We start from the raw sequence: 22,464 nt of genomic DNA on the forward strand, positions 1-22,464 counted from the left end.
AATCGCTGTCTATTCAACGAGTTCGTCTTCGATATCGGTGTGGCTGACGTAGGTCGCCACTCGGACGCCGACGAGGCTGATGAGGATCCCTGCGAGGATGAACAGCGCGAGGCGGGTCCCAGCCTCCAGCGTGAACCCCTGGATCTGGACGATGCCGAGGTTCGTCTCCGGGACCTGGAACGGTTCGAACACCCCGCCGCGTTCGAGGAAGTAGGCAGAAAAGCCGCGAACGACGAGACCGACAGCGACCGCACCGAACGGCAGGTTCACGTACGCGCTCCGGACTCCCTCTTGCCGGATGAGTTCGTCCAGCAGGCGACCGAGCGAGGCCGCCAGCGCCGCGCCGGTCAGCCACGGCACGGACGCGAAGGCAAAGCGATTCGCGAGCAGGAAGGGACTGATATCGCCGACCGCAGAGACGCCCAGCACGCCGGCGAAGACCCCGACGAGCGAGAGGCCGGCGGCGACGACGTAGGTCACGAGCGATACCTGTCCGGAGTACAGGGCTTCCCGGGTCTGGCCGGGCAGCCGCGAGAGGTACGTGTCGATACCGAGTCCCTTGTAGATGAGGAACACGCCGATGGCGGCCGCGATAGCGCCGACAGCGATAGTCGGGCTGGTGACGACGAGCAACAGCGGGAACGCGAGCATGATGATCCCGACGGGGACCAGCACCGTCTTGCGCAGCTCCTCGTCGGCCAGGAACTGCTTGAGCAGGTAGTACGTCGACTCGATGTCGCGGGCCTGGCGGACGACGACCCGGTCGACGGCGTCGACCCGGACGCGGCTCTCGATGATGGGAACCAGCCGCTCGTCGTCGGCGCTGTCGACGACGACGACCGCGGAATCGGGGTCGTGCTCGGCGACCAGGTCGTCGACCTGGCTTGCGATCTCCCGGTCCGAACCGACGCTGTCGCTCCCGCCGCCCACGACGGCAAGCACCGGCGAGGACCCCTCGGCTTCGAGTTCGTCCGCGACTGCGAGCCCTTCCAGCAGACAGTTGACCCGGCTATCCTCCGGGTCCACGACGCCCGTCTGCGTGATGAGTGACTCGACGGCGTCGCGGCCGACGACGGGACACGTCACTGCCGCCGGACTGTCCCTGTCGATACACACCACCAGCGTAGTCACACTACGGCGAAGGCGGTCCCCGGATAAAAAACCTCCCGAGCTATCGACGGAAGGAGAGGCCATCGATGTCGCCGTCGGCGACGCCGGCGATACCCGCACCGAGGGCGAACGCGACTCGCTGTGCGCCCCCGCGGAGTTTGCCTGCCAGCCCGCGATCCGGTTCGTACTCCTTGATCGTCACAGTCTCGCCCAGCCGCTGCTCCAGACTCGCCTCGACATCGTCCCGCGTCCCGAGTCGGTCGACGAGCCCGCGCTCCTCGGCTGCATTGCCGAGAAAGATTCGCGCTTCGGTGTCCTTGAGCGTCTCCGTGTCCATCTCGCGGCCCTCGGCCACGGTGTCGATGAACTGTTCGTAGTAGTCGTCGACGATTCCCTGGAGGTACTCGCGCTCGTCCTCGGTCATCTCCTTCAACGGCACACCGGCGTCCTTGTACTCGCCGGCGGTGAACTGCTCGTAGGAGAGGCCGAGGCGGTCGGCCAGATCCTTGGCGTTGACCCGCGAACCGATGACGCCGATCGAGCCGACGATAGAGCCCTCCCGTGCCCACAGTTCGTCACAGCCGGCGGCGATGTCGTAGCCGCCGCTGGCACAGACGTCTGTCGCGTAGGCGATGGTCGGGCCGTCGAACTGCTCAGCGGCGATGCGGATGTCCTCACTGGGGACGATTTCGCCTCCTGGCGTGTTCAGTTTCAGGAGGAGCGCCTGCGAGCCGCGGTCCGCGTCGGCGCGTTCGATCTGTTCGACGATGTCGTCGGCCGACGCGCCGACCGGCGGGCTGGTGATGCCGCCACCCCCGTCGCGGGTAATCGGTCCCTCGACGGCGACCTCCGCGACGTTGTGTGCCGGCAGCAGCGAGCCGGCGATACTGCTACCGATGCGCGCCGCAGCGATGACGACACCGAGCAGTAACAGGACGCCAAGCAGTTCCGCCAGGTCGTCCGGGACCGCGACGAACAGGAACCACGCCGCTATCGCTGCGACGACGCCGACAGCCACGACCAGTAACCCACGAACGATGTCGTTTGCGTCCGCCATTACTGATACATCCCGAGCGGCCGTGCGCTCGTGCTCTCCTCCTGGTTCTCCTGGAGCTGCTGAGCGAGCTGTGCCTTTGCCCGGCCGATTTCCTCGGCCTGGTCGACTAGCGCATCAGTGTCGACTTCGAAGTCGGCCAGCGGGCTGATCGCCGTCTGTAGAAGGGCTCGCGCCGCTTCCGGATCGGGGAACCGCTGGTCGGCTTCGACGATGAGCCCGATGCCCGTCAGTCCGACCCGCTGTGATTCGTGGATCAGCGCGCCGGTCGGTCCGGTGATCGCGCCGTTCTCCGAGGGCGGGTCCACGCTCGCCTCCTCGAGCATCGCGGCCCCGTCGCCGGTCGAGACGCCGTAGACGTTCGGAACGCCGTCTTTCTCGGCAGGGCGGCCGCTGAGATAGATCGGTGTCGCGTCGTTTGCCTCGAACCAGTTGACCATACAGCCGGCGAACTCCTTCGCTCCGGACGGGGAGATCGGTGCATCGCTCTGGAGAACGAGCAGGTCACGCTCTTCGTCTGCGTACAGGCGGACCGGCGGGCGAACCTGTGGGTCGTCCGTTCCGTACACGGCGATCTCCGGCAACCCCTCGCAGTGGGCCGACGCGTAGTACTCCATGTCGTAGACGTCGACGAGATGGTCGGCAGCTATCTTGCCGACGAGTCCGACGCCCGGCAGTCCCTCGATTAGTGTCGGGGAGTCGAGCGAAATGTCGTCGCGGTGGACCTGTATGTGTGCCATACATCAGGTATCGGCCGCCGGCGGCTTGAAAGCCATGGGCCGGTGCCCTTCGAAACCCACAAACCGACCGCAAGCGAACGCCGGACAATGGAACCACTCGACCGCTATCGGCCCATCATCGACGACTTCGAGGCGTTCATCGACGCGTGTGAACGCCCGCTGCCGTCGGCTGTCCGGGTCAACACCATCAAAGCCACCGTCGAGCGGGTCCGGACGGCGCTTGCGGAGGCGGACATCACCCACGACCCCGTCGACTGGCACGACGGCCTGTTCGTCCTGCCCGAGGACTCCCCCGGTGCGAACTGGCCGTACTTCCACGGCTGGATTCACGGCCAGGAGGAGGTGTCCGTGATTCCGGCGACCGTACTGGACCCCCAGCCCGGCGAGCGAGTCTGGGACGCCTGTGCGGCACCGGGCAGCAAGACGACCCAGCTCGCCGCGCTGATGGACGACACCGGCGAGGTCGTCGCGACCGACAACAACCTCGGGCGTATCTCGGCGCTGCGGACCAACACCGAGCGCCTGGGGGCGACGACCGTCGCCGTCACCCACGAGGACGGCCGTAACCACTCGCTCAAGCCCTTCGGCGGCGAGGGGTACGACCGTGCGCTCGTCGACGTGCCCTGCTCCTGTGAGGGGACCATCCGCAAGAACCCCGATACGCTGGAGGACTGGACCATCTCTCACGTCGAAGGCATCTCCGGCGTCCAGAAGGGCATCCTCAAACGCGCCGTCGAAGTGACCGAACCGGGCGGCACCGTCGTCTACTCCACCTGTACGTTCGCTCCGGAGGAAAACGAAGCCGTGCTGGACTACGTGCTCGACGAGACGGGCTGTGAGATCGTCGAGTACGACCTCCCGCTCGATCACGTGTCCGGAATCACCGAGTGGCAAGACGAGAATTTCGACCCCAGCGTGACCAACGCCAAGCGCATCTACCCGCATCACAACGACACGGGCGGGTTCTTCTGTGCGAAACTGGAGGTGCCCGCCGAATGAGCGACCAGAGCACCGTGTTCACGCGGCTCCCCGAAACGGACGACGAGCGCGAGGACCCCGAGCGAGCGACCCGCGAGGAAGTACTCGACTTCTGGACCGAGCGATTCGGCGTCCCGCCGGATACCTTCGACGGGTACACGTTCTGGGAGCGCGGCGCTGGCAAACTGTGGCTGTATCGGGGGAGCCCGCCGTCGCCAGTCGACATTGAAGGGCTGGGAATGACGGTCCTGCGGACGCGCCAGGAACACTGGAAGCCGACGTTAGAGGCTGTCCAGCGGTTCGGTGAGCACGCCTCGAAGAACGTCATCCACCTCGACGAGGACGCCGCTCGGGCGTTCGTAGCCGGCGAGGATCGGGAACTCGACTGGGACGGTGACTGGGGGTATCTCGTCGTCACCCACGACCTCGCCGGCACGGCCGAGCCGGTCGGCGTCGGCCTGTACGTCTACGGCGAACTCAGGTCACAGGTGCCGAAGGGTCGCCGCCGAGAGGTCTGACCCGGCGGTGTATTCAGATCCGATGGCGACCGCTCAGCCGCTTGAAAACTCCGCGGCCGCCGTACCCTGCATCGCGTACAACTCCGCGTACGTCCCGTCGTCGTCGAGCAGTTCGGCGTGGCTTCCCTGTTCGGTGACCTGCCCGTCCTCGACCGTGTAGATTCGGTCGGCGTTGGAGACGGTCGAGAGCCGGTGGGCGATTGCGATCACGGTCCGATCGCCCGCAAGCGTCTCGACGGTTCGATGTATTTGCCGTTCCAGGTTCGAGTCGAGGTCGCTGGTGGCTTCATCGAGCACGAGTATCTCCGCATCCTTCAGGAGCGCCCGGGCCAGTGCGACGCGCTGGCGCTGTCCGCCGGACAGTTTCACGCCGTCGTCGCCAAGTACCGTATCGAGCCCCTGCGGAAGGTCATCGAGGAATCCGAGAATGAGAGCTTTCTCAGCGACCTCGTAGAGGTCACTGTCGGAGATATTCCGACCGGCAGTGAGGTTGTACCGCAACGTGTCGTTGAAAATGTGCGGGTCCTGTCGAACCATCGCAACAGCGTTACGCCAGCCGTCGAGGTCGTAGGTCGAAATCGGTGTCCCGTTCGCCAGGATATCACCGCCGTCCGGGGCATAGAGCCGAGTGAGCAGCGAGACGATTGTCGATTTGCCGCCACCGGACTCGCCGACGATGCCGACGAACTCGCCTCGCTCGACAGCCATCGAGAAGTCCGCAAGCACTGGCTTGTCCTCGTAGGCGAACGAGACGTTCTCGAACGCGATTTCCGCGATTCGGTCCGGGACTGGCCGCCCGCCGGTGGGCTCCTGCTGGGTTTCGAGGCGGTCGATGAACTGGTGGGTTCGGACCAGATGTGGGAGCTCTCCTTCGATAGCGTAGACGGTAGAGTTGAGCGAACTCAGCCGGGGCGCGAGTCGGAGCATCGCGAACAGGAACACACCGAGTTCCGCGATTGACAGCGCCCGGAAACTAATAGCGACGTAGACGAGACCAAACAGGAGCAGTGAGACCGAGAGCCGATAGAGGCTCCCGATTGCGACCTCGTTTCGGCGAACAGCGACGCTGGTCGAGGTGTATCGGTCGAGCGTGGCCCGGAACTCGGCAAGCAGTCCGTCGCGCATGCCGAACAGCTTCACGTCACGGATACCCTGGGTCCCCGCCTGAGTCGTCTCCTGCAGTCGTTCGTTGGCCGTCGCCACACGGTCGCCGACGGCGTACCCGGGCTCGATACCGTACCTGATGAGCGCTGTGATGCCGCCGAGGGCGACAGCCGCACCGACTGCCAGCACCGGTGCGATAGCCAGTGCGATTCCGATGTACACCAGACAGAGAATCCCCTGCTGGAAGAACTGGATGATCCGGCCGATGACACGGCCGGCATACCGGGTCTGTGTCAGAATCGTGTTCATGATGTCGTCGGACCCCTTGTCGTCGTAGTAGGCAACCGACGCGCCCATCGCCAGTTCGTAGGCTCGGTTCTTGAGGTCGCGTTCGTACGTCTGTGTGAGCTTCGCCGCGAGCCATTTCACTGCAAACGACGCCGTGTACCGGACGATCATCACGCACGCGAGGCCGACCAGCAGGAATTCGAGCGTGAGCGGCAGTCCGGCGGCGGCATACGCGGAAAGGAACTCACCGGTAACGCCGTCCGCCTGAAGCGGGAGGCCTTGCCCCGCCTGTGCGGCGTCGAGTATCGGAAACAGGAACGAGAGGCCAACGCCCTCGAGTAACATCACGAAGAGGCTGGCGGCGACGATACTCCCCGTCAGCGCCGGACGATACAGCGCCACGCGGCGCAGCGATGCGTATTTCTCACTGATTGAGGGAGTATCAGTCATTGTTCTGGATGCAGATTCTATGTAACATAGTTACCGACTCACTACATTCGGGCAGTATGGGTGCGAAGGGAGCGTCTACCGCCAGCCTTGGTTGCGACGGCGACGAAAAGAGGCCATAACAAATGGTGTGAGTATCGCCGATATTCACATGGTAGCGATAGATTCCGGATCGACTGTCGTGGCAACTGACAACTGTGTCACCACGACAATCGACGGTGAAATCGTGCTGCTGAACAACGAAACGGGGCGGTACCAGGGCCTGTCGGGCACTGGCCCGGATATCTGGGGCCGGATTCAGGAGCCGACGGAGCCAACGGAAATCGTCTCGGCGCTGATCGAGGAGTACGATGTCGACAGGGACAGAGCCGAAAACGACGTAGAGCGCTTCCTGGAAACGCTTGCCGCGGAGCAACTCATCAAGATCGATGCGAGCCCGACTCCGTGAGTTCAGGGCGTTGCCACGGGCACAGAAACTGTTGCTCTGTGAAGCTGCGGTCCTGGTCGCGGCGAGCAAAACACTGCTTGCAGTCGCTGGGCTGGAGGCTGCAGAGCGATATTTCGGCACTATCTCTCAGTTCCTGCCGTGCCATCATCAGACGGGATCACCAGCGTCAGTCCGCTGGGCGGTTTTGACAGCGGCGACACATCTCCCGGGCACCTACGATTGCCTTGATCGAGCCCTCACGGGCAGCACACTGTTGGTGGCCAACGACCAGCCGCATTGTCTCCGCTTCGGTGTTGATACGCGGTCGGACACCTTCGAGGCCCACGCCTGGATCGAGTCGAACGGTGACGTCCTTATCGGGGAGGTCGACGATTTCGGTCGGTTCCGAGCACTCACGGAACGAGAAGTACGTGGCTAACAGGTAGTAACAGTCCTATTCTGATATGAATTTAATAAGAATAGGTGTTATAACAAATACAGTAATCTCTGTAGCCGAGGATGGGGTAACCCATGAAGGAATACGAAACGCCGTCGGTCGAAACGTACGGAACTGTCGAAGAAAAGACGAACTGGGGGGACTACGACGACGGGTACGGGAAGTGGAACTAGCGTCCATTGACGGTCCACACACCTAGCTGATTCTTCTTTTCATTTGCACTCGACTTTGGACTTACCCGTTCAGTAGACATATCCCGACGGTTCTCGTGCCTGTGGGTGGCGAGTAGAGAGATCATTCTTATCCACCATAGCAGTCAAGCGACCTGGTATGAACCAGGGGTGTCGTAGATGGGGTGTGTATCACGACGGACGGAATCGACGGATAACTAGGCAGGGAGGAACTTAGCGGGATGGCAACGACAGACGCAACCACGTACGAAGCCTTCGGGCTGACGGTCCGCTCGGCCTTCGACGTACCGGAGTTCCCGTCCGCTGAACCGGCGCCAGGCGAGCAGGCCGATATCACTATCACTGAGGAGCGGATTCCCCGTCCACTGTCCGCGGACCCCGAATCGACCTTTCACGCGATAACCGAGCGCGAGTACTACCTTCTGTATGACGCCGCAACCGTCAGAATCCGGGACGGGAAGTCTATCGCAGTAGACCCGGTCTCGGACGTGCCCAGCGAAGTCCTCCGGCACGTACTGGTCGGCCCGGCATTGAACCACCTACTGGACCAGCGGGGGTACTTCGTGCTGCACGCGAGCACTGTCAGCGTCGACGGGCGTGCAGTGGCGTTCGTCGGGGAGTCTGGAGTCGGGAAAACGACGACCGCTATGGCCTGCCTGGTCAATAACCATCGCGTTCTGAGCGACGATGTCGCTGCGATAGTACTGGGTGACGCGGGACCAGTCGTCCGGAGCGGATATCCCTCGATAAAGCTTGATCCGGCAGCGGTCGAAGCGTTCGACCCTCCGGTCGAACCACCGGAACGGACCCATGACGGACGTAAGCGGCATTTCTACGGGCTCATGCATGAACAGCCCGCGACCCCGGTGCCACTGGAACGCATCTACCTGCTCGAGGACGGGAAAACCATCGAGATGGAACCGGTCAGGCCAGATGAACAGATCATGGCGCTCGTCGATAACACGTACACGCTGGGTGCGCTGGAAGCCGACGGCCGGGCTGTGTCCAACTTTAGCGCCTGTGGAGAGGTCGTCGACATGACCGATATAAAACGGCTCCGCCGACCGCGCGACCTCAATACGCTTCCGGAGGTCGTAGACCGGATTGAGTCTGATCTCAAGAGTGAGCCATGCTGACGGAGGCTGAACCCGAACTCCAGTTGGTAGTCGACTGTGCTCGTACCGCAATCGTTACCGACGCTTCCCCCGATCCACCCGTGCTGGATGACACGCCTGACTGGGACCGCGTTGTTGAATTCGCCCGCTACCACGGCGTCGTGCAACTCCTCTATCAGGGGCTGGAATCGATGGCAGCCGAGAGTGGTGATGAGTTCACCGTGCCAGAGTCCGTGTTGACACGACTTAGCAGCACAGTACAGGGAAAGCGGATGCGAAATCTCGCATTCACGGCCGAGCTACAGGAGATAATCGAGAGTTTTGAGACGCGCGGTGTCCGTGCGATACCATTCAAGGGACCGGTGCTTTCGGCAGCCACTTACGACGACGCAACGGTACGCGAGTACAACGACCTGGACCTGCTAGTCCATCCGGAAGATATCACCGTTGCCGCGGATATTCTGGAAGGACGGGGGTACGAGTGGCGCGGGGGCACGCCGCGATTGGACGACACAGCGCTGTTGGGCGGCCCCGTGACGAAAGCTATTGTTCACGAGTACGAGATGCGAGGTCCGGAGTTCGACGTGGAACTTCGTTGGCGCGTGGGAGACGCCGAGCGACCGTTCTCCCAACCGTTCGATGAACTCTGGAATCGCCGTGATACAGTAGCGGTCGGCAGCCAACCGCTTCCGGCGCTTGCGCAGCCAGACCGGCTACTCATGCTGGCGTTCCACGGAACCAAGCACCGCTGGTATCTCCTGAAGTGGCTCTGTGATTTCGTTGCGGCACTGGAATCGACGGAAGCCGACTGGTCACACGTCCTCGCTCGGGCGCGGGAAACTGGCGTCGAGCGGAACCTACTGCTCGGAGCCGCACTTGCCCGTGTTATCTTCGGGTATGCCCTTCCAGCGCCGATGCTGGATCGCCTTCACACGGACGACCGCGTCACCGAATTAGCCAAGGACGTCGTCGAACCGCTGGCCACTGGGACGCAACAGGCGCCCACACAGTTCGAAGCCGCTCGGTTTTATCTTGCTGCCAGCGATTCGGCAACTGCGCTGGTGCCATTCCTGCTGCTACATTCGTCACTTCACCCGACCTACTCGGAGTACCAATTTTGTCCGCTCCCCGGCCCGCTGCATCCGCTGTACTACGTCATCTGGCCGCTCCGGCTCCTCTTCGAAATGCCACAGTGGGGGCGACAGCGGTCCGAGGACCCACTTGACGAAGCGACCTGAGCGACGGTCGCCCCGTTCATCGCGGTGCGGCATTCTGTATCTGGGAGCTGATTCCCCGCTATGTTCCACTGGCCTCTCAGTCCCGCGATTCGATGGTCCCCTCACCCAGCCCTTCCCAGGCGACGCGGTAGCCAAGGTGTGCCAGGGCGGCGCTGTCGTCTTCGATACCGTAGTCGGCCAGTCTGTCACTCGCCGTCTCGTAGGCCATTCCGGGCTCGATCTGCTCTGCCAGGTCGTCTAGCACGGCAGGCGAAACGAGCGTGCGCCCGACGCGCTCGTGAGCCGGATAGGCCACGTCTTCCAGCGCATCCTCGCTGACACCGTACTCCGCGGCGAGGTCAGCGAGAGAAATGACCGAGGCGTCAGGGCGGAGTTCGTCAGGGATGTCTGCGGCGCTCTCGCGCACCAGTCGCTCCTCGTATGGCCGCAGGGCGTCCCGCACGGCTTTCACTCTGACCGTCCCGGCGTACCGGATTGCTCGGGTCTCCGTCGCTTCGATGTCCTCCCCAACGCCGAGGGACTCGTCGACAGCGACCAGCATCTCGACATCCTCCAACGCGTCGAGACAGGCGAGTTTCTTCTCGATATACTCCGGCGTCCAGAAACCCATAATTTCGAAGAAAACCCGGAAGGGTAGGTCACCGTCGGTTCCATCGGAGCCTTCCCCACGTCCCGTATCCCGCACCCCGGTGTCAGCGCCGGGTCGCCACTCGAAGGCGAAATCCGGGATGACGACGTGTTCGCCCGCCGCCAGCGGCTCCGGTTCGCGGATCAGGTCCCAGTCGAGGTCCAGCGCGGCGAACCGGCCGGCGAAGTCGGCTTCGACGCCGCTGTCGTAGCTGACCTCTGTTACGGGTTCGACGCCGGGGACAGAGACATCCCCGTCCGAGAGCGTGAGTTCCCGCTCGGTGCCCCGGTCGTCGATAGTCGCCGTCAGTTCCCACTCGCTCGCGGTCGCGACCGTTCGCAGGAGTCGAGCGAAGCGAGTGCCGTACCGTCGGGTGTTGGAGAACAGCGCGTCCGGCCCCGTGACGACGACCTCTCGTCCGTGCTCGGTCCGGCGAATCTCGTACATCAGCCGGAGGCGCTTGACCGCCGAGACGAGCGCCTTCGGGTCGGAGGAGCGGACCCGTACCTCGGTCGCGTCGAACAGCGCTGTCTGCGCCAGCGAGAGGTTGTACTGGGTCCGCAGTTCGGCCGGCCCCCAGCGGGAGTCGACGGCGGTGAGAATCTGGCGCGATTCCCGGTCGGCGTACAGCGCATCGGCCAGCGTCGCGGCGTCCGTGCCGAAGTGGTCGGCGGCCGCTGCGAGTGCCTGTTCCCGCTCGACCTCGCTCACGACGCCGATGTCCGCCGCGGCTTCGAACACTCGGCGACGGGCGCGGACGGGGTCGACCGGTGCCTGCGTCTCGAACGTGGCCTCCCGCTCGACGAGCTTCGCCAGCCCGCGGACGAGCTTGAAATCGTCGGCCTCCCGCTCCAAATCCGCGAGTGCCGTCTCCAGTGTCTCGCGGGATTCGGCGACGTGGCCCTGGTAGATGCCAATGACGCGGGCCGCCAGTCGCTCCGCATCGGCGTCGGCGAACTGCAAGTGGTACCCGCCGCCGGCGCGGGACACCCGCAGGAGGTCTTTCGTCAGCACATGCGTATCTCCGCCACGGAGCGACAAAAACACGGGGAGTCAGGGCGATCCTGCCTCGACACGCTGAGGTGGTCCGTCGACGCTTTACTGTCGGCTATCTGCGTCGCCTGGCGACCCGTTCTTCGGCGGTTTCCTCGGTCACGAGTTCGTACAGCAACGCCCGCCCGCCGTCGGCTTTCGGCCGGAGAATCCGACCGAGCCGCTGGGTAAACTCCCGTTCTGACCCGCTCCCGGAAAGGACGACGGCGACGTTCGCGTCGGGCACGTCCACCCCTTCGTCGAGGACGTTCGCCGTCACGACACGGGCGTAGGTCCCGTCGCGGAACCGCTCTAAGATCTCCCGGCGCTCGCTCGCGCCCGTTTCGTGTGTTATCGCCGGGATGAGGAACCGCTCGGAGAGGCAGTACACGAGGTCGGTGTGAGCGGTGAAGACGATGATTCGGTCCTCGCGATGGCGGTCTAGAATCGTTGCCAGCCGGTCGACCTTCCGCTGGGCGTTCATCATTACCTCACGTGCGCGCTGTTTCGCCAGCAGCGCCTCGCGGGCTGCCGGGTCGGTACCGGACCGCTTGACGAGTTCCTGGTAGTCGCTGCCCGACCGGAGCTGGATGTTCGACTGCGTGAGGTAGTCGGTGAACGTCCCCTGGTGCTCCTCGTAGCGGTCCCGTTCGTCCGGCGTAAGCGCGACCTCGATTCGCTTGATGTCGTAGTCCGCGAGGTGCTCGCCGGCCAGATCGTCGACGCTGACCCGCTGGACGAGCGGCCCAACGAGCTCCTCGATAACCTCGTGAGCCCCGTCCGGCCGCTCGAACGTCGCCGTCAGTCCGAGCCGTGCCGGCGCGGTGAGCAGCCGAGCGATGTCCCGATACCCCTCGCCGCCGAGGTGATGGACCTCGTCGAAGACGACGAGTCCGAACCGGTCGCCGAGTTCGTCGGCCCGCAGGTACGCCGAGTCGTACGTCGACACCGTGATGTCTTCGACGCGCTGCTCGCCCCCGCCCATGCGGCCGACCGGCCGGTCGAACTCCCGCTGTAGCTCGCGCTGCCACTGCTCCAGTAGGTCGATGGTCGGGACCACGACCAGCGTGGGCGTCCCCAGCGCGACCATCGCCGCGATGCCGATGACGGTCTTGCCGCTCCCTGTCGGCAGCTCCAGACACCCTTTGTCGTCAGCGTCCCGCCAGGCGTCCAGCGCCGCCTGCTGGTATTCTCGGAGGTCGTACGTCGTCGAGAGCGACAGCGACGGGAGCGAGCAGACGGCGTTGTCGTAGGCCACGCCGCGCTCGTCAAGCGCCGCCACGAGGTCGGCGTACCGGTAGGCCGGTGCTCGTCCGGTCTGCGTACGCTCGTCGTACTCGACGCCGGGCAGGTCCGACGGCGGGTCCCCCGTCACGCGGACCGTCCCCGACTCGTACGTCAACTCCAGCACACGCAGGGGTTCGCCGGTCGGGCCGATAACGCTTTCGCGGGCCGTACCCCTGCGCGCCCACGGTGAAATATCAGTACCGTTTACGTCCACTCGTACCTATCGTTCGACTATGGACGACGCGCGCACCACACTGCTTGCCCTCCTGCTGTCGGTTGTGCTGACTGTTGCCGTGCTACCGGCGAGCGTTGCTGGGGCACAGACGGGACAGGAGACGCTGACCGTCGACAAAGACGGGAGCGACGATTACCGGTCGATACAGGCCGCCGTGGATGCCGCCGACGGCGGTGATACCGTCGAGGTCCGGCCGGGCACCTACTACGAACAGGTCAGCGTCGACGAGAACATCTCCCTCGTCGCCCCCGACCGGGCGATCCTTGACGGCTCGCGGTTCGTCAACGGGACCGGCGTGACGGTAACCGGCTCGGCGGAACCGACCGTCACCGGGTTCACCGTGCGGAACTACCGCTTTGGGGTCGTTGCCAACAGCACCAGCGGGGACTGGACGGTCACTGACACGACTGTGATCGCCGCCGACGTCGGCGTGTACGCGCCGAACACGACAGGGAGCTGGACCATCGAGGATGCCGCCGTTGCCAGCACGACCTACAGCGGTGTGTTCGCCCGCGCGACCGGTGGCGACTGGACGATCCGTGATACCCGCTTCGTCGAAGTCGGCGGTGACGGTGTCGATGTCCGCAGGTCTTCCGGCGACTGGACGGTCGAAGCGGTGGTCGTCGACCGCTCCGGTGCGGACGGCGTCGACGCCTCAGGGACAACTGGCGACTGGGCGGTCCAAAATACGGAGGTCCGCCGGAGCGACACCGGCGTGAAAGCTATTGGCAGCGAGGGCGACTGGACAGTGACCGACCTAACGGTCCGGCGGAGCGACACCGGCCTCGTCACTGCCTTCTCAAGCGGCGCGTGGACGGTCACTGACGCCACACTCGATACCCGCGATATTGGTGTGTTCGCCGCTCGAACGACCGGCGCGTGGACGATCCAGAATACGACCATCGAAAGCCGGCAGCAGGGTATCCACGCTGTCAAGACGAACACGTCGTGGACTGTCTCCGGTTCGACTATCTCCGTGACCGCAGATCGGAACGCCATCGGTGTCGACGCCCGTTCCGCAAGCGAGGGCTGGTCGCTTGCCAACGTTACCATCGACAGTCCCGGCATCGAGGTCGCCGAGTGACGGGGACGCGCCAGCACCGTCAACCCCGTCACGGGCTGGCACTCTCGTCACCAAAGCGAAGCCCTTAATTAAAACACCCCCCTCTCCCAGAGTGCGGGACCGTGGGGTAGCGGTATCCTCGGCGCATGGGGTGCGTCGGACCTGAGTTCGAATCTCGGCGGTCCCATCACAATTTCTGCAAAAGCCGATCAGATAGTGGCAGTACTGTTCCATTTAGGTGTACCGAAGCCGTCGTGCACGACCGGAAAGCGAACACAGATTGAGAGTGTGGGTACGAGTCAAAACAGATGTTGTGTAGCTGAAACGGTGTGCGACCGATTTCCTCTACACTTTTGTGACGCCGATAGCAAGCGGAGATATGGGAAAGGCAAACGACGTAGACTACGCTGACCTGCACGACCCGAACGCAGAGTACACGATGCGGGAGCTCTCCGCGGAGACGATGGGCGTCACCGCCAAGCGCGGGGGCGGCCGCGACGTGGAGATCACCGACGTGCAGACGACGATGGTCGACGGGAACTTCCCGTGGACGCTCGTCCGGATTTACACCGACGCAGGCATCGTCGGCACGGGCGAGGCCTACTGGGGCGCTGGCGTCCCGGAACTCATCGAGCGGATGAAGCCGTTCGTCGTCGGCGAGAACCCGCTGGACATCGACCGCCTCTACGAGCACCTCATCCAGAAGATGAGCGGCGAGGGGAGCGTCGAGGGCGTCACCGTCACCGCTATCGCCGGCATCGAGGTCGCGCTGCACGACCTCGCGGGCAAGATCCTCGAAGTCCCGGCCTACCAGCTCCTGGGTGGCAAGTACCGCGACGAGATGCGCGTGTACTGTGACTGCCACACCGAGGAGGAGGCTGACGCCGACGCCTGCGCCGCGGAGGCCCGCCGCGTCGTCGACGAGCTGGGCTACGACGCCCTGAAGTTCGACCTCGACGTCCCGAGCGGGCTGGAGAAAGACCGCGCGAACCGCCACCTCCGCCCGGGCGAGATCCGCCACAAGGCCGAGATCGTCGAGAAGGTCACCGAGGAGGTCAAAGACGAGGCCGACGTGGCCTTCGACTGTCACTGGACGTTCTCGGGCAGTTCCGGGAAGCGCCTCGCAGACGCCATCGAGGAGTACGACGTCTGGTGGCTCGAAGACCCGGTCCCGCCGGAGAACATCGAAGTCCAGGAGGAGGTCACCAAGTCCACGACCACGCCGATCACCGTCGGCGAGAACCGCTACCGCGTCACCGAAGAGCGCCGGCTCATCGAGAACCAGGCGGTCGACATGATCGCGCCGGACATGCCGAAGGTCGGCGGGATGCGCGAGACGCGGAAGGTCGCCGACGTGGCCAACCAGTACTACATCCCGGTGGCGATGCACAACGTCTCCTCGCCGATTGCGACGATGGCGAGCGCCCACGTCGGGGCCTCGGTCCCGAACTCCCTGGCCGTCGAGTACCACTCCTACGAACTTGGCTGGTGGGAGGACCTTGTCGAGGAAGACGTCATCGAGGACGGCTACATCGAGATTCCGGAAGAGCCGGGCCTCGGCCTCACCCTCGACCTCGACGCCGTCGAAGAACACGTTGTCGAGGGCGACACCGTCTTCGACGAAGCGTAAGGTTCGGACCCCTAGTTGGTGTTGGCTGGGGCGGCACCGGGTGACGTGGTGGTCACCCGATACCACGGCGACACGGTTACGCCGTCTCGAACTCGACGCCGGTGATCTCGAAGCGAGCACCGCCGGCGTCGCTTTCTCCGACCGCTATCGACCAGCCGTGGACCTCGGCGATCTCGCTGACGATCCGGAGCCCGAACCCAGCGAATAGCCGCCCTCGAACACCTTCTCGCGCTCGTCCGCCGGAATCCCGACGCCGTCGTCGGCCACGTAGAAGCCGTCGTCCAGTTGGCCGACGGTTAGCGTCAGGTCGGTGGCTGCGGTCCCCTGCGACTGTGACAACGAGGTCGTCCCACGCTGCTCGCCCGTGTCCGCCGTTCTCTCGGTGTGTGGCGTCGGACCGTGTTCCACGCTGTCGTCGGCCCGCGGCCGACTGCTTGTGGAACCGTGTTCCACACTGTTCCGGACGAGGTTCTCGAACAGTTGTCGGAGCCGGCTCGGGTCCGCTCGGACGACAGCCGATGTCTGGAGTTCCAGCGTCGCGTCGCCGGTCTCGACGGTTTGCCAGCACTGCTCGACAACTGTCTGCAGCGGCACCGGCTCGCTGTCGAGCGCTGCCTCGCCGTCTTGGGCCAGCGTCAGCAGGTCCTCGATGAGCTGTCCGATGCGGTCGTGTGCCCGCTCGACCGCATCGAGGTAGTCGCTGTCGTGTTCCCTCCGGGCGAGTTCGAGTTGACCGCGGGCAACGTCCAGCGGGCTTCGGAGGTCGTGGCTGACCGCGCTGGCGAACGCTTCGAGACGCTCGTTCTGTCGTTCGAGGGCCTGCTGGCGTCCGTCGCGAGCGGAAAGTCGTGACTCACGGCGTTTCTGCTCAGTGATATCGCGTGAAGCGCCGACGATTCTGTCGACTGTACCGTCCTCGACGACCGGTTTCGCCTCAGCCTGTACCCAACGCTGTTCGCTGTCAGGTCGGGTGATGCGGAATTCGAGCGTGACGGATTCGCCCGCCGACACGCGCTGCATCGCCCCGATGACTCTGTCCCGGTCGTCTTGATGGATCGCCGTCATGAACTCCGCGGGGTTGGCTTGCAGCGATTCGACGGACCGTCCGTACAGCGATTCGTACCTCGAATTGACGAACTGTATCTCGGTCCAGTCCCCGGAGAACACCCACAGCAGTTCGTCGGACTGAGCCGCCAGTTCCGTCAGTCGCCGTCTGGCCCGGTCGGCGGTTTCTTTTGATCGGTGCCGTTCGACAAGCAGCCGAATCCGGTTAGCGAGGAGGTCGCTGTGGCCGGCGTGTGTGTCGGTTCTGTAAACGTCGGTAACACCCTGCGAGATGGCGTCACTAGCGACGGACTCCGACTCGGTCAACAGGAGTATCGGGATGTCGTCGTCCCGTTGGCGGACCGCGTCAACAAACGAGAGGCCGGCACTGTCGGGTAACTCGTCCGTGGCGACGATACTGTCGATAGCGTTCGCCTCGAGGAGGTCGAGCGCGTTCTCGGCTCGGCCGGTCGTGGTCACCGTGAGCGAGTCCGTCTCCCGTGTATCCGGGAACTCGATAGTGTCGTCGAGCAGCGGCGCATCGTCTACCTGCAGTACGTGTATCGGATCTGCTGGATCGTACATGTCAATAGTATTTCTAGAGAAGATAACCTCTCCCTCCCTCTTGAAGATACGCCTGGATTGACGGATTAGGCCCCGAATTGATCCGAAATCGCATCACGGTCGGTTTCGTCCGGACCGTCAGTCGGCATCACGTCGTTCGGGTGGATGCACAGGGTATTCGGCTCCCAAGCGTCACCACATTTCATCCCGCTCTCTCGGCAGAGACAGTCGTCCCGACCGTCTCAAAGACAGCCACCGAACCATCGCTCTGCCACCCTAAGGACTGGGCGGTACTTCCACGCCGAACCGCGATTGTACCGTGTGAGTGGCCGTGTACTGGCGGTGTTTTGATTAACAACACCTGTTGTATATTTGGGCTAGTTTGATATTCCAGTCGCCCGTCAGGTCAGTATATGCGACGGGTAACAGGACAGCTCGGGAGAGGGCGATGGCTTCACTGCTGACGGACGAGTCGGAGGCCCTGGTCGAGTCACAGCGGGAGACACTAAACGCCCACGACGACCGATTCGAGGCGTGTAAGGAACTGACGACACGGCTGGGCGCGCACTGTCGTGGCGACCACGCCGCGTTCGGTTTCTGGACGCCACAGCTCGTCGATTCGGTGCCGGCCACGGAGGTGCACCTCGAACTGCTGACGGCCACCGAGGACGTCGACCTCACTGCCGACGAGCAGACCGTGACCTTCGACCGCGAGTTCGTCGAGACGCGACGGGAAGGCGAGTTCACCTGGGCAGCTGTCGAGGGCGTGCGGCCGGGAACCCGTGAACAGTTGGGGACGCTGTACCGGCTCAGCTACGGACCCGACGGCGACCGCGAGACCATCACCGACCCCTTCGCTGATTCGCTTCCCTTCGGCGCGTATGGTCCGCCCGAACTGTACGACATGGGCCGACTGGACGACGAGCGGGCGGACCGCGACTACTTCCAGCGGCTTGCGGAAGACGGCGTTGCGCCGCATGCGACCGAGGACGACGGGCTCCCGCGGTTCGAGCCGGCCACCAGCATGCTGGAGATCCACCCCGGGACGGCCACAGAGTCGGGGACGCTCGCCGGACTGACCCGGCAGTTCGAGACCATCGGCGAGAAGCAGGCCGCCGGCGAGGAGCTGACCCCCGCCGAGCGGAACTTCGTTGGCTACGACGCCGTCCAGCTGATGCCCCTCGCGCCGATTACCCAAAACGAGGACGAACTGGGCTACTGGCTGCCCGAGACCGAAAGCGACGACGCCCTGCAGGCGACACTGCGGCGGCCGGACATGGTCAACTGGGGGTACGACATCGTCATCTCCGGGTTCGGCACGGTGAACCCCGCCATCCTGGAGACGCGACGGCCCGACGAACTCGTGGATTTCATCGCCACGATGCACACCCTGCCGGAGCCGGTCAAGGTCGTCTTCGATATCGCGCTGGGTCACGCCGACAACGGAGCCCTGCCGCTGTTGAACGACGAGTGGTTCGCTGGCCCGGGGATGTACGGCCAGGAACTCGACTACACCCAGCCCGTGGTTCGGGCCGGCCTGCTGGAACTCCAGCGCCGGAAGATGGATTTCGGCGCGGACGGCATCCGCGTCGACGGCGCACAGGATTTCACCAACTGGGACCCGGAGGCCGAGGAAGAGTGGCACGACGACGAGTACCTCGCCGAGATGGACCGGGTCACCCAGGCGGTCGCCGGCGTCGAGTACCGGCCCTGGATGATATACGAGGACGGCCGCCCGTGGCCCCGTTCGGACTGGGAACTGGCCTCGACGTACCGCACTCTCATCGAGCAACACCCCCACGCCTACCAGTGGGGGCCGGTCACCTTCGCGCACAACACGCCCGCCCTCCAGACCTTCTGGGCGACCAAATGGTGGCGGGTCAGGGAGGTCGCCGACATGGGCGAAAACTGGATTTCCGGCGTCGCCAACCACGATACTATCAGGCGAGGGACACAGCTCGAACCGGAGCCGCCCTTCAGCCAGCCACAAATAAACCGCTATCTCGGCGACACCGAACCGGAGAAGCTCGACCGGGCATACAACAACCCCGCCTCGACGGTCCTCTTTCACGCGTTCATGCCCGGCTGTCCGATGGACTTCACGCACGCCAACATGCGCGCGCCGTGGGGATTCGTCCGGGACACGGACGCTGTCTGGAACCTGAAGGTGCTAGCGGAGGAGAAGAACTTCCCGGAGTGGCAGATTCGCCCCGAGGAGTTCCGCGAAGAGGGGCACTTCCGGCGGCTCAAGGAGTGGGGCTTCGAGGAGCGCGACGAGCTCACCGAGTTCCTCTCGCTGCTCGCCGACGCCGTCGACATGACGGAGTACGACAAGGCGGACATCGTCACGCTGCTGAACACGCTCGGAACGCCCGTCGGTGACTCCTTCACCATCGCGGAACTCGAACAACTCGGCCGAGACTGGATGCGCGACGTGGCCGCGTTCGCGAACCTCGCCCACTGGCACGACAGCCAGGACGACGACCGGACGGCATTCGACCGCAAGATCCGGCAGTTCCGCCACGACCACCCGTGGGTCACCGGGAACCTCACCGACGAGGACACCCTCGACTACGCCTATCCGACCGACGGGACAGTCCTGTACTACGGCTACCGCAGCGCCCCGGACGGGAGCGAGGAACTCCTGTTCGTCGCGACGATGGAAGGGGTCGCGGAGACGGTGACGCCGACGGAACTGGTCGACGTGGACGGTGGCGGATGGGAGGTCGCGCTGGCCTCGCCCGGGCTGACTGTCGACAATGCCGACGAGCCCGTCGAACTGGCCGACAGCGAGGTCGCGCTGTTCGTCCGGTAGCTACTCGCCCTCGCCGAAGCGGTCACTGATCGCCTGGCGGTCGATCTTCGACGGGCCGCTCGTGGGCATCTCCTCGACGAAGGCCAGTTCACGGGGGTGTTTGTACCGGGCCAGGCGGTCATCGAGGAACGCCCGCAGGTCCGCCAGCGAGAACCGGCCGAGACCGTTGTCGAGTACGACGACGGCCTTCCCGACCTGGCCCCACTGGTCGTCGGGAACCGGGATAACGACCACCTCCGCGACGGCGGGATGTTCGGAGATGACGTCCTCGACCTCGGCGGGATAGACGTTCTCGCCGCCGCTGACGAACATGTCCTTCGTGCGGCCCTCGATGTAGTAGTAGCCGTCTTCATCCACGCGGGCGAGATCTCCGGTCGACACCCAGCCGTCGCCGAACGTCTCGGCGGTGGCTTCGGGGTTGTCGAGATAGCCGGTCGCGGCGTGGGGCGAGCGCAACTGGAGTTCGCCGACGGTGCCGGGGTCGACTGGCTCTCGTTGGCTGGTGGCGCTGTTTCCGTCGGTTGCGTCCGCTGGCTCGACGACTCTGGCGTCGACGTGCATCACCGGCGTGCCGACGGAATCGGCTTTCTCGCGGGTCCAGCCCTCGGGCATCGCGAAGTTGTTCGGACCGCACTCGGTGAGGCCGTAGCCCTGCGAGAGGTCGACGCCGCGGTCCCACCACGTCTCCATCACGCTCTTGCGGCAGGGGCCGCCGCCGGACTTGGCAAAGCGGAGCGTCGAGAGGTCCGTCGCGTCCCAGCGGTCGTGGTCCGTCATCATCCGCAGCACCGCGGGGACGGCGACGAGGACGGTCCCACCCTCCGCGTCGATGGTTTCCAGTACGTCGCCGGGGTCGAACTCGCGGGCGATGACGACCGTCCCGCCCATGTGCCACAGCGGGACGGTGAGGACGTTCCAGCCCCCGGTGTGGAACATCGGGAACACCATCGGCGTCACGTCGTCCTCGCGCAGGCCCCAGGCCGTGATCGTGTTCAGGGAGTTCCAGACGACGCCTCGGTGGGTGATCTCCGTCTCCTTTGGCGTCCCCGTGGAGCCGCCGGTGTGGAGCAAGAGGTGCGTGTCGCCGGGGGCCGGGGTCGCCGTCTCGACCGGTGCGTCGTCCTCGGGGAGGGCCGAAGCGTAGGGTGTGCTGTCGAGCGTGGCGAAAGCGGACGACTCCGTCGTTTCGGTTTCGAGATGGACGAGTTGGGGGGCAGCCTCGTCGACTGTCTCCAGGGCGGCCGAGACAGTTCCAGCGAAGCGGGCCTCGATGACGAGGATTTCGGGGTCGACGCGATCCAGCAGCTCGGCGAGTTCCGGGGGCGCAAGCCGGTGGGACAACGGGGCCAGCCGGCTCCCGGTCTTGCCGGTGGCGAAGAACAGGTCCACGACGGCGGGGCGGTTCCGTGAGATAACGGCGACGGTGCCGGCAGTGTCAGAGCCGGCGGTCTCGTCGTCCGCGCCGACACCGTACTGCCGGAGCAGGCGAGCAGTCCGGTTCGCTCGCCGGTCCAGTTCGGCGTAGGTGAACCGCTCGCCGGTCGTCGCGTCCACCAGACCCTCGCGGTTCGGCGTGAGCGCGGCCCGACGCTCGCTCCAGGCACCGACCCACTCCTGTGACGCCGCAGAACCGGCCTCAGACGTCATCGATGAACTCCCGTATCTGGGTGTTGACGCGCTCGTACTCCTCGATGAACAGCAGGTGCGGGCCGCCGTGGACGGTGATGAAGTCGGCGTTCGGGAGGTCACGAGCCAGCAGCTTCCCGTTCTCGTAGGGGACTACCTTGTCGGCAGTCCCGTGGATGACCAGGCACGGTTCCGCGATTTCGTCCAGGCGGTCCGAGACGTTGTGGGCCTGCACAGCCGCGCCCTGCCATTCGAGCGCCTGGTCGCTGGCGTCGCTGTCGATGCGCCAGTCGATGATCCGCTCGATGAGGTCCTCGTGTGCCTCGATGAACGACTCCGAGAGCGCCGGCTGCATCTTGTACCGCCGGAGTTCCCGTTCGTCGAGGTCGTCGGGCACATCGAACATTCGCTGCTGTGTCTCCTCGGGGACCGGCTCGGCGTCCGGCCCGCCGGGCGAGGTACACATGAGCGTCAGCGACCGCGCCCGGTCGTACTTTAGGGCGTACTTCTGGGCGATCATTCCGCCCATGCTGGCCCCGACGACGTGAGCCTGCTCGACGCCGGCGTCGTCAAGCACCGCTTCCAGGTCACCCGCCATCTGGCTCATCGTGTACGGGCCCTCGGGTTCGTCGGAGTCGCCGGTGCCGCGGTTGTCCCACACGATGGTCTGGTACTCCTCGACGAGCGCCTCCTGTTGCCACAGCCACATCCAACGGCCGTAGCCGATGCCTTCGACGAAGACGACTGTCTCGCCGTCCGGCGGCCCGTCACGTTCGTAGGCGATGTCGACGCCGTCGTTGGTCGCGTATTGCATACTCGTTGTTTCCGGTTGGATATCCTTCAAGTGATCCGGTTCTGCGCTCATTGCTCTAC

At 64.6% G+C, this 22,464-nt stretch carries 17 protein-coding genes, 1 tRNA gene and 1 pseudogene; 10 read left to right on the forward strand and 9 right to left on the reverse strand.

Annotation, left to right across the window (positions count from 1 at the left end; all coding sequences use genetic code 11):
* Positions 1 to 9: 9 nt before the first annotated feature.
* Genes ACY9XZ_RS12680 through ACY9XZ_RS12690 form a run of 3 tightly spaced genes read right to left on the reverse strand, consistent with a single transcriptional unit; the run spans position 10 to position 2,904 of the window.
* Positions 10 to 1,131, reverse strand: a complete 1,122-nt coding sequence (locus tag ACY9XZ_RS12680; RefSeq protein WP_463457382.1) for a DUF373 family protein — start codon at positions 1,129 to 1,131, stop codon at positions 10 to 12.
* 40 nt (positions 1,132 to 1,171) lie between these two features.
* Positions 1,172 to 2,167: a signal peptide peptidase SppA gene (gene sppA / locus ACY9XZ_RS12685; RefSeq protein ID WP_463457383.1), complete on the reverse strand. Its 996-nt coding sequence runs from the start codon at positions 2,165 to 2,167 to the stop codon at positions 1,172 to 1,174.
* Positions 2,167 to 2,904 carry a proteasome assembly chaperone family protein gene (locus ACY9XZ_RS12690; RefSeq protein WP_463457384.1) on the reverse strand — a complete coding sequence of 246 codons (738 nt, stop codon included), beginning with the start codon at positions 2,902 to 2,904 and terminating at the stop codon, positions 2,167 to 2,169. The genes sppA and ACY9XZ_RS12690 overlap by 1 nt, the downstream gene beginning before the upstream one ends.
* Positions 2,905 to 2,991: 87 nt before the next feature.
* Between ACY9XZ_RS12690 and ACY9XZ_RS12695 the strand changes: the two genes are divergently transcribed.
* Together ACY9XZ_RS12695 and ACY9XZ_RS12700 are read left to right on the forward strand one after the other, a co-directional pair.
* Complete coding sequence (locus ACY9XZ_RS12695; protein WP_463457385.1) at positions 2,992 to 3,903, forward strand: RsmB/NOP family class I SAM-dependent RNA methyltransferase; 912 nt, start codon at positions 2,992 to 2,994, stop codon at positions 3,901 to 3,903.
* Positions 3,900 to 4,400 carry a DUF7122 family protein gene (locus ACY9XZ_RS12700; RefSeq protein WP_463457386.1) on the forward strand — a complete coding sequence of 167 codons (501 nt, stop codon included), beginning with the start codon at positions 3,900 to 3,902 and terminating at the stop codon, positions 4,398 to 4,400. The genes ACY9XZ_RS12695 and ACY9XZ_RS12700 overlap by 4 nt, the downstream gene beginning before the upstream one ends.
* Positions 4,401 to 4,433: 33 nt before the next feature.
* On the opposite strand, the gene ACY9XZ_RS12705 is transcribed toward ACY9XZ_RS12700, so the two are convergent.
* Positions 4,434 to 6,242 carry an ABC transporter ATP-binding protein gene (locus ACY9XZ_RS12705; protein WP_463457387.1) on the reverse strand — a complete coding sequence of 603 codons (1,809 nt, stop codon included), beginning with the start codon at positions 6,240 to 6,242 and terminating at the stop codon, positions 4,434 to 4,436.
* Positions 6,243 to 6,390: 148 nt separating this feature from the next.
* Between ACY9XZ_RS12705 and ACY9XZ_RS12710 the strand changes: the two genes are divergently transcribed.
* From ACY9XZ_RS12710 to ACY9XZ_RS12725, 4 genes are all read left to right on the forward strand, one after another.
* A complete protein-coding gene (locus tag ACY9XZ_RS12710; RefSeq protein WP_463457388.1) occupies positions 6,391 to 6,687 on the forward strand; it encodes a PqqD family peptide modification chaperone in 297 nt (98 codons plus the stop codon).
* A complete protein-coding gene (locus ACY9XZ_RS12715) occupies positions 6,668 to 7,105 on the forward strand; it encodes a lasso peptide biosynthesis B2 protein (protein WP_463457389.1) in 438 nt (145 codons plus the stop codon). Before ACY9XZ_RS12710 ends, ACY9XZ_RS12715 begins: the two co-directional genes overlap by 20 nt.
* Before the next feature lie 430 nt (positions 7,106 to 7,535).
* Complete coding sequence (locus ACY9XZ_RS12720; RefSeq protein WP_463457390.1) at positions 7,536 to 8,450, forward strand: phosphoenolpyruvate carboxykinase (ATP); 915 nt, start codon at positions 7,536 to 7,538, stop codon at positions 8,448 to 8,450.
* Positions 8,444 to 9,667 (forward strand): nucleotidyltransferase domain-containing protein, encoded by a 1,224-nt coding sequence (locus ACY9XZ_RS12725; protein WP_463457391.1) that lies wholly within the window; start codon positions 8,444 to 8,446, stop codon positions 9,665 to 9,667. Before ACY9XZ_RS12720 ends, ACY9XZ_RS12725 begins: the two co-directional genes overlap by 7 nt.
* Positions 9,668 to 9,743: 76 nt before the next feature.
* Here the strand turns inward: ACY9XZ_RS12725 and ACY9XZ_RS12730 are convergent, their stop codons facing one another.
* Complete coding sequence (locus tag ACY9XZ_RS12730) at positions 9,744 to 11,309, reverse strand: DUF790 family protein (RefSeq protein ID WP_463457392.1); 1,566 nt, start codon at positions 11,307 to 11,309, stop codon at positions 9,744 to 9,746.
* A gap of 94 nt (positions 11,310 to 11,403) precedes the next feature.
* The gene (locus tag ACY9XZ_RS12735) at positions 11,404 to 12,738 is read right to left on the reverse strand and encodes a DEAD/DEAH box helicase (RefSeq protein ID WP_463457393.1); all 1,335 of its coding nucleotides are present in this window, start codon (positions 12,736 to 12,738) and stop codon (positions 11,404 to 11,406) included.
* A 109-nt stretch (positions 12,739 to 12,847) separates the two neighbouring features.
* Between ACY9XZ_RS12735 and ACY9XZ_RS12740 the strand changes: the two genes are divergently transcribed.
* The 3 genes from ACY9XZ_RS12740 to ACY9XZ_RS12750 all read left to right on the forward strand — a co-directional run bounded on the left by ACY9XZ_RS12740 (position 12,848) and on the right by ACY9XZ_RS12750 (position 15,542).
* Positions 12,848 to 13,933, forward strand: a complete 1,086-nt coding sequence (locus ACY9XZ_RS12740) for a right-handed parallel beta-helix repeat-containing protein (protein WP_463457394.1) — start codon at positions 12,848 to 12,850, stop codon at positions 13,931 to 13,933.
* 95 nt (positions 13,934 to 14,028) lie between these two features.
* A tRNA-Pro gene (locus tag ACY9XZ_RS12745) sits at positions 14,029 to 14,099 on the forward strand.
* Positions 14,100 to 14,291: 192 nt separating this feature from the next.
* The gene (locus ACY9XZ_RS12750; protein WP_463457395.1) at positions 14,292 to 15,542 is read left to right on the forward strand and encodes a mandelate racemase/muconate lactonizing enzyme family protein; all 1,251 of its coding nucleotides are present in this window, start codon (positions 14,292 to 14,294) and stop codon (positions 15,540 to 15,542) included.
* A 76-nt stretch (positions 15,543 to 15,618) separates the two neighbouring features.
* On the opposite strand, the pseudogene ACY9XZ_RS12755 reads toward ACY9XZ_RS12750, so the two are convergent.
* A pseudogene (locus ACY9XZ_RS12755) lies at positions 15,619 to 17,171 on the reverse strand (sensor histidine kinase).
* Between the two features lie 427 nt (positions 17,172 to 17,598).
* On the opposite strand from ACY9XZ_RS12755, the gene gghA reads away from it, so the two are divergent.
* A complete protein-coding gene (gene gghA / locus ACY9XZ_RS12760; RefSeq protein ID WP_463457396.1) occupies positions 17,599 to 19,965 on the forward strand; it encodes a glucosylglycerol hydrolase in 2,367 nt (788 codons plus the stop codon).
* On the opposite strand, the gene ACY9XZ_RS12765 is transcribed toward gghA, so the two are convergent.
* The gene (locus ACY9XZ_RS12765; RefSeq protein WP_463457397.1) at positions 19,966 to 21,612 is read right to left on the reverse strand and encodes an AMP-binding protein; all 1,647 of its coding nucleotides are present in this window, start codon (positions 21,610 to 21,612) and stop codon (positions 19,966 to 19,968) included.
* Positions 21,602 to 22,456 carry an alpha/beta fold hydrolase gene (locus ACY9XZ_RS12770; protein ID WP_463457398.1) on the reverse strand — a complete coding sequence of 285 codons (855 nt, stop codon included), beginning with the start codon at positions 22,454 to 22,456 and terminating at the stop codon, positions 21,602 to 21,604. The genes ACY9XZ_RS12765 and ACY9XZ_RS12770 overlap by 11 nt, the downstream gene beginning before the upstream one ends.
* Positions 22,457 to 22,464: the final 8 nt, after the last annotated feature.

The sequence above is a fragment of the Haloarcula sp. HT12 genome (assembly GCF_055271655.1).

Bases quoted from the DNA above. Each gene is read 5' to 3' on its own strand.
- sppA (WP_463457383.1), bottom strand. From the start codon at position 2,167: ATGGCGGACGCAAACGACATCGTTCGTGGGTTACTGGTCGTGGCTGTC.
- ACY9XZ_RS12690 (WP_463457384.1), bottom strand. From the start codon at position 2,904: ATGGCACACATACAGGTCCACCGCGACGACATTTCGCTCGACTCCCCG.
- ACY9XZ_RS12695 (WP_463457385.1), top strand. From the start codon at position 2,992: ATGGAACCACTCGACCGCTATCGGCCCATCATCGACGACTTCGAGGCG.
- ACY9XZ_RS12700 (WP_463457386.1), top strand. From the start codon at position 3,900: ATGAGCGACCAGAGCACCGTGTTCACGCGGCTCCCCGAAACGGACGAC.
- ACY9XZ_RS12705 (WP_463457387.1), bottom strand. From the start codon at position 6,242: ATGACTGATACTCCCTCAATCAGTGAGAAATACGCATCGCTGCGCCGC.
- ACY9XZ_RS12710 (WP_463457388.1), top strand. From the start codon at position 6,391: ATGGTAGCGATAGATTCCGGATCGACTGTCGTGGCAACTGACAACTGT.
- ACY9XZ_RS12715 (WP_463457389.1), top strand. From the start codon at position 6,668: ATGCGAGCCCGACTCCGTGAGTTCAGGGCGTTGCCACGGGCACAGAAA.
- ACY9XZ_RS12720 (WP_463457390.1), top strand. From the start codon at position 7,536: ATGGCAACGACAGACGCAACCACGTACGAAGCCTTCGGGCTGACGGTC.
- ACY9XZ_RS12725 (WP_463457391.1), top strand. From the start codon at position 8,444: ATGCTGACGGAGGCTGAACCCGAACTCCAGTTGGTAGTCGACTGTGCT.
- ACY9XZ_RS12740 (WP_463457394.1), top strand. From the start codon at position 12,848: ATGGACGACGCGCGCACCACACTGCTTGCCCTCCTGCTGTCGGTTGTG.
- ACY9XZ_RS12750 (WP_463457395.1), top strand. From the start codon at position 14,292: ATGGGAAAGGCAAACGACGTAGACTACGCTGACCTGCACGACCCGAAC.
- gghA (WP_463457396.1), top strand. From the start codon at position 17,599: ATGGCTTCACTGCTGACGGACGAGTCGGAGGCCCTGGTCGAGTCACAG.
- ACY9XZ_RS12765 (WP_463457397.1), bottom strand. From the start codon at position 21,612: ATGACGTCTGAGGCCGGTTCTGCGGCGTCACAGGAGTGGGTCGGTGCC.
- ACY9XZ_RS12770 (WP_463457398.1), bottom strand. From the start codon at position 22,456: ATGAGCGCAGAACCGGATCACTTGAAGGATATCCAACCGGAAACAACG.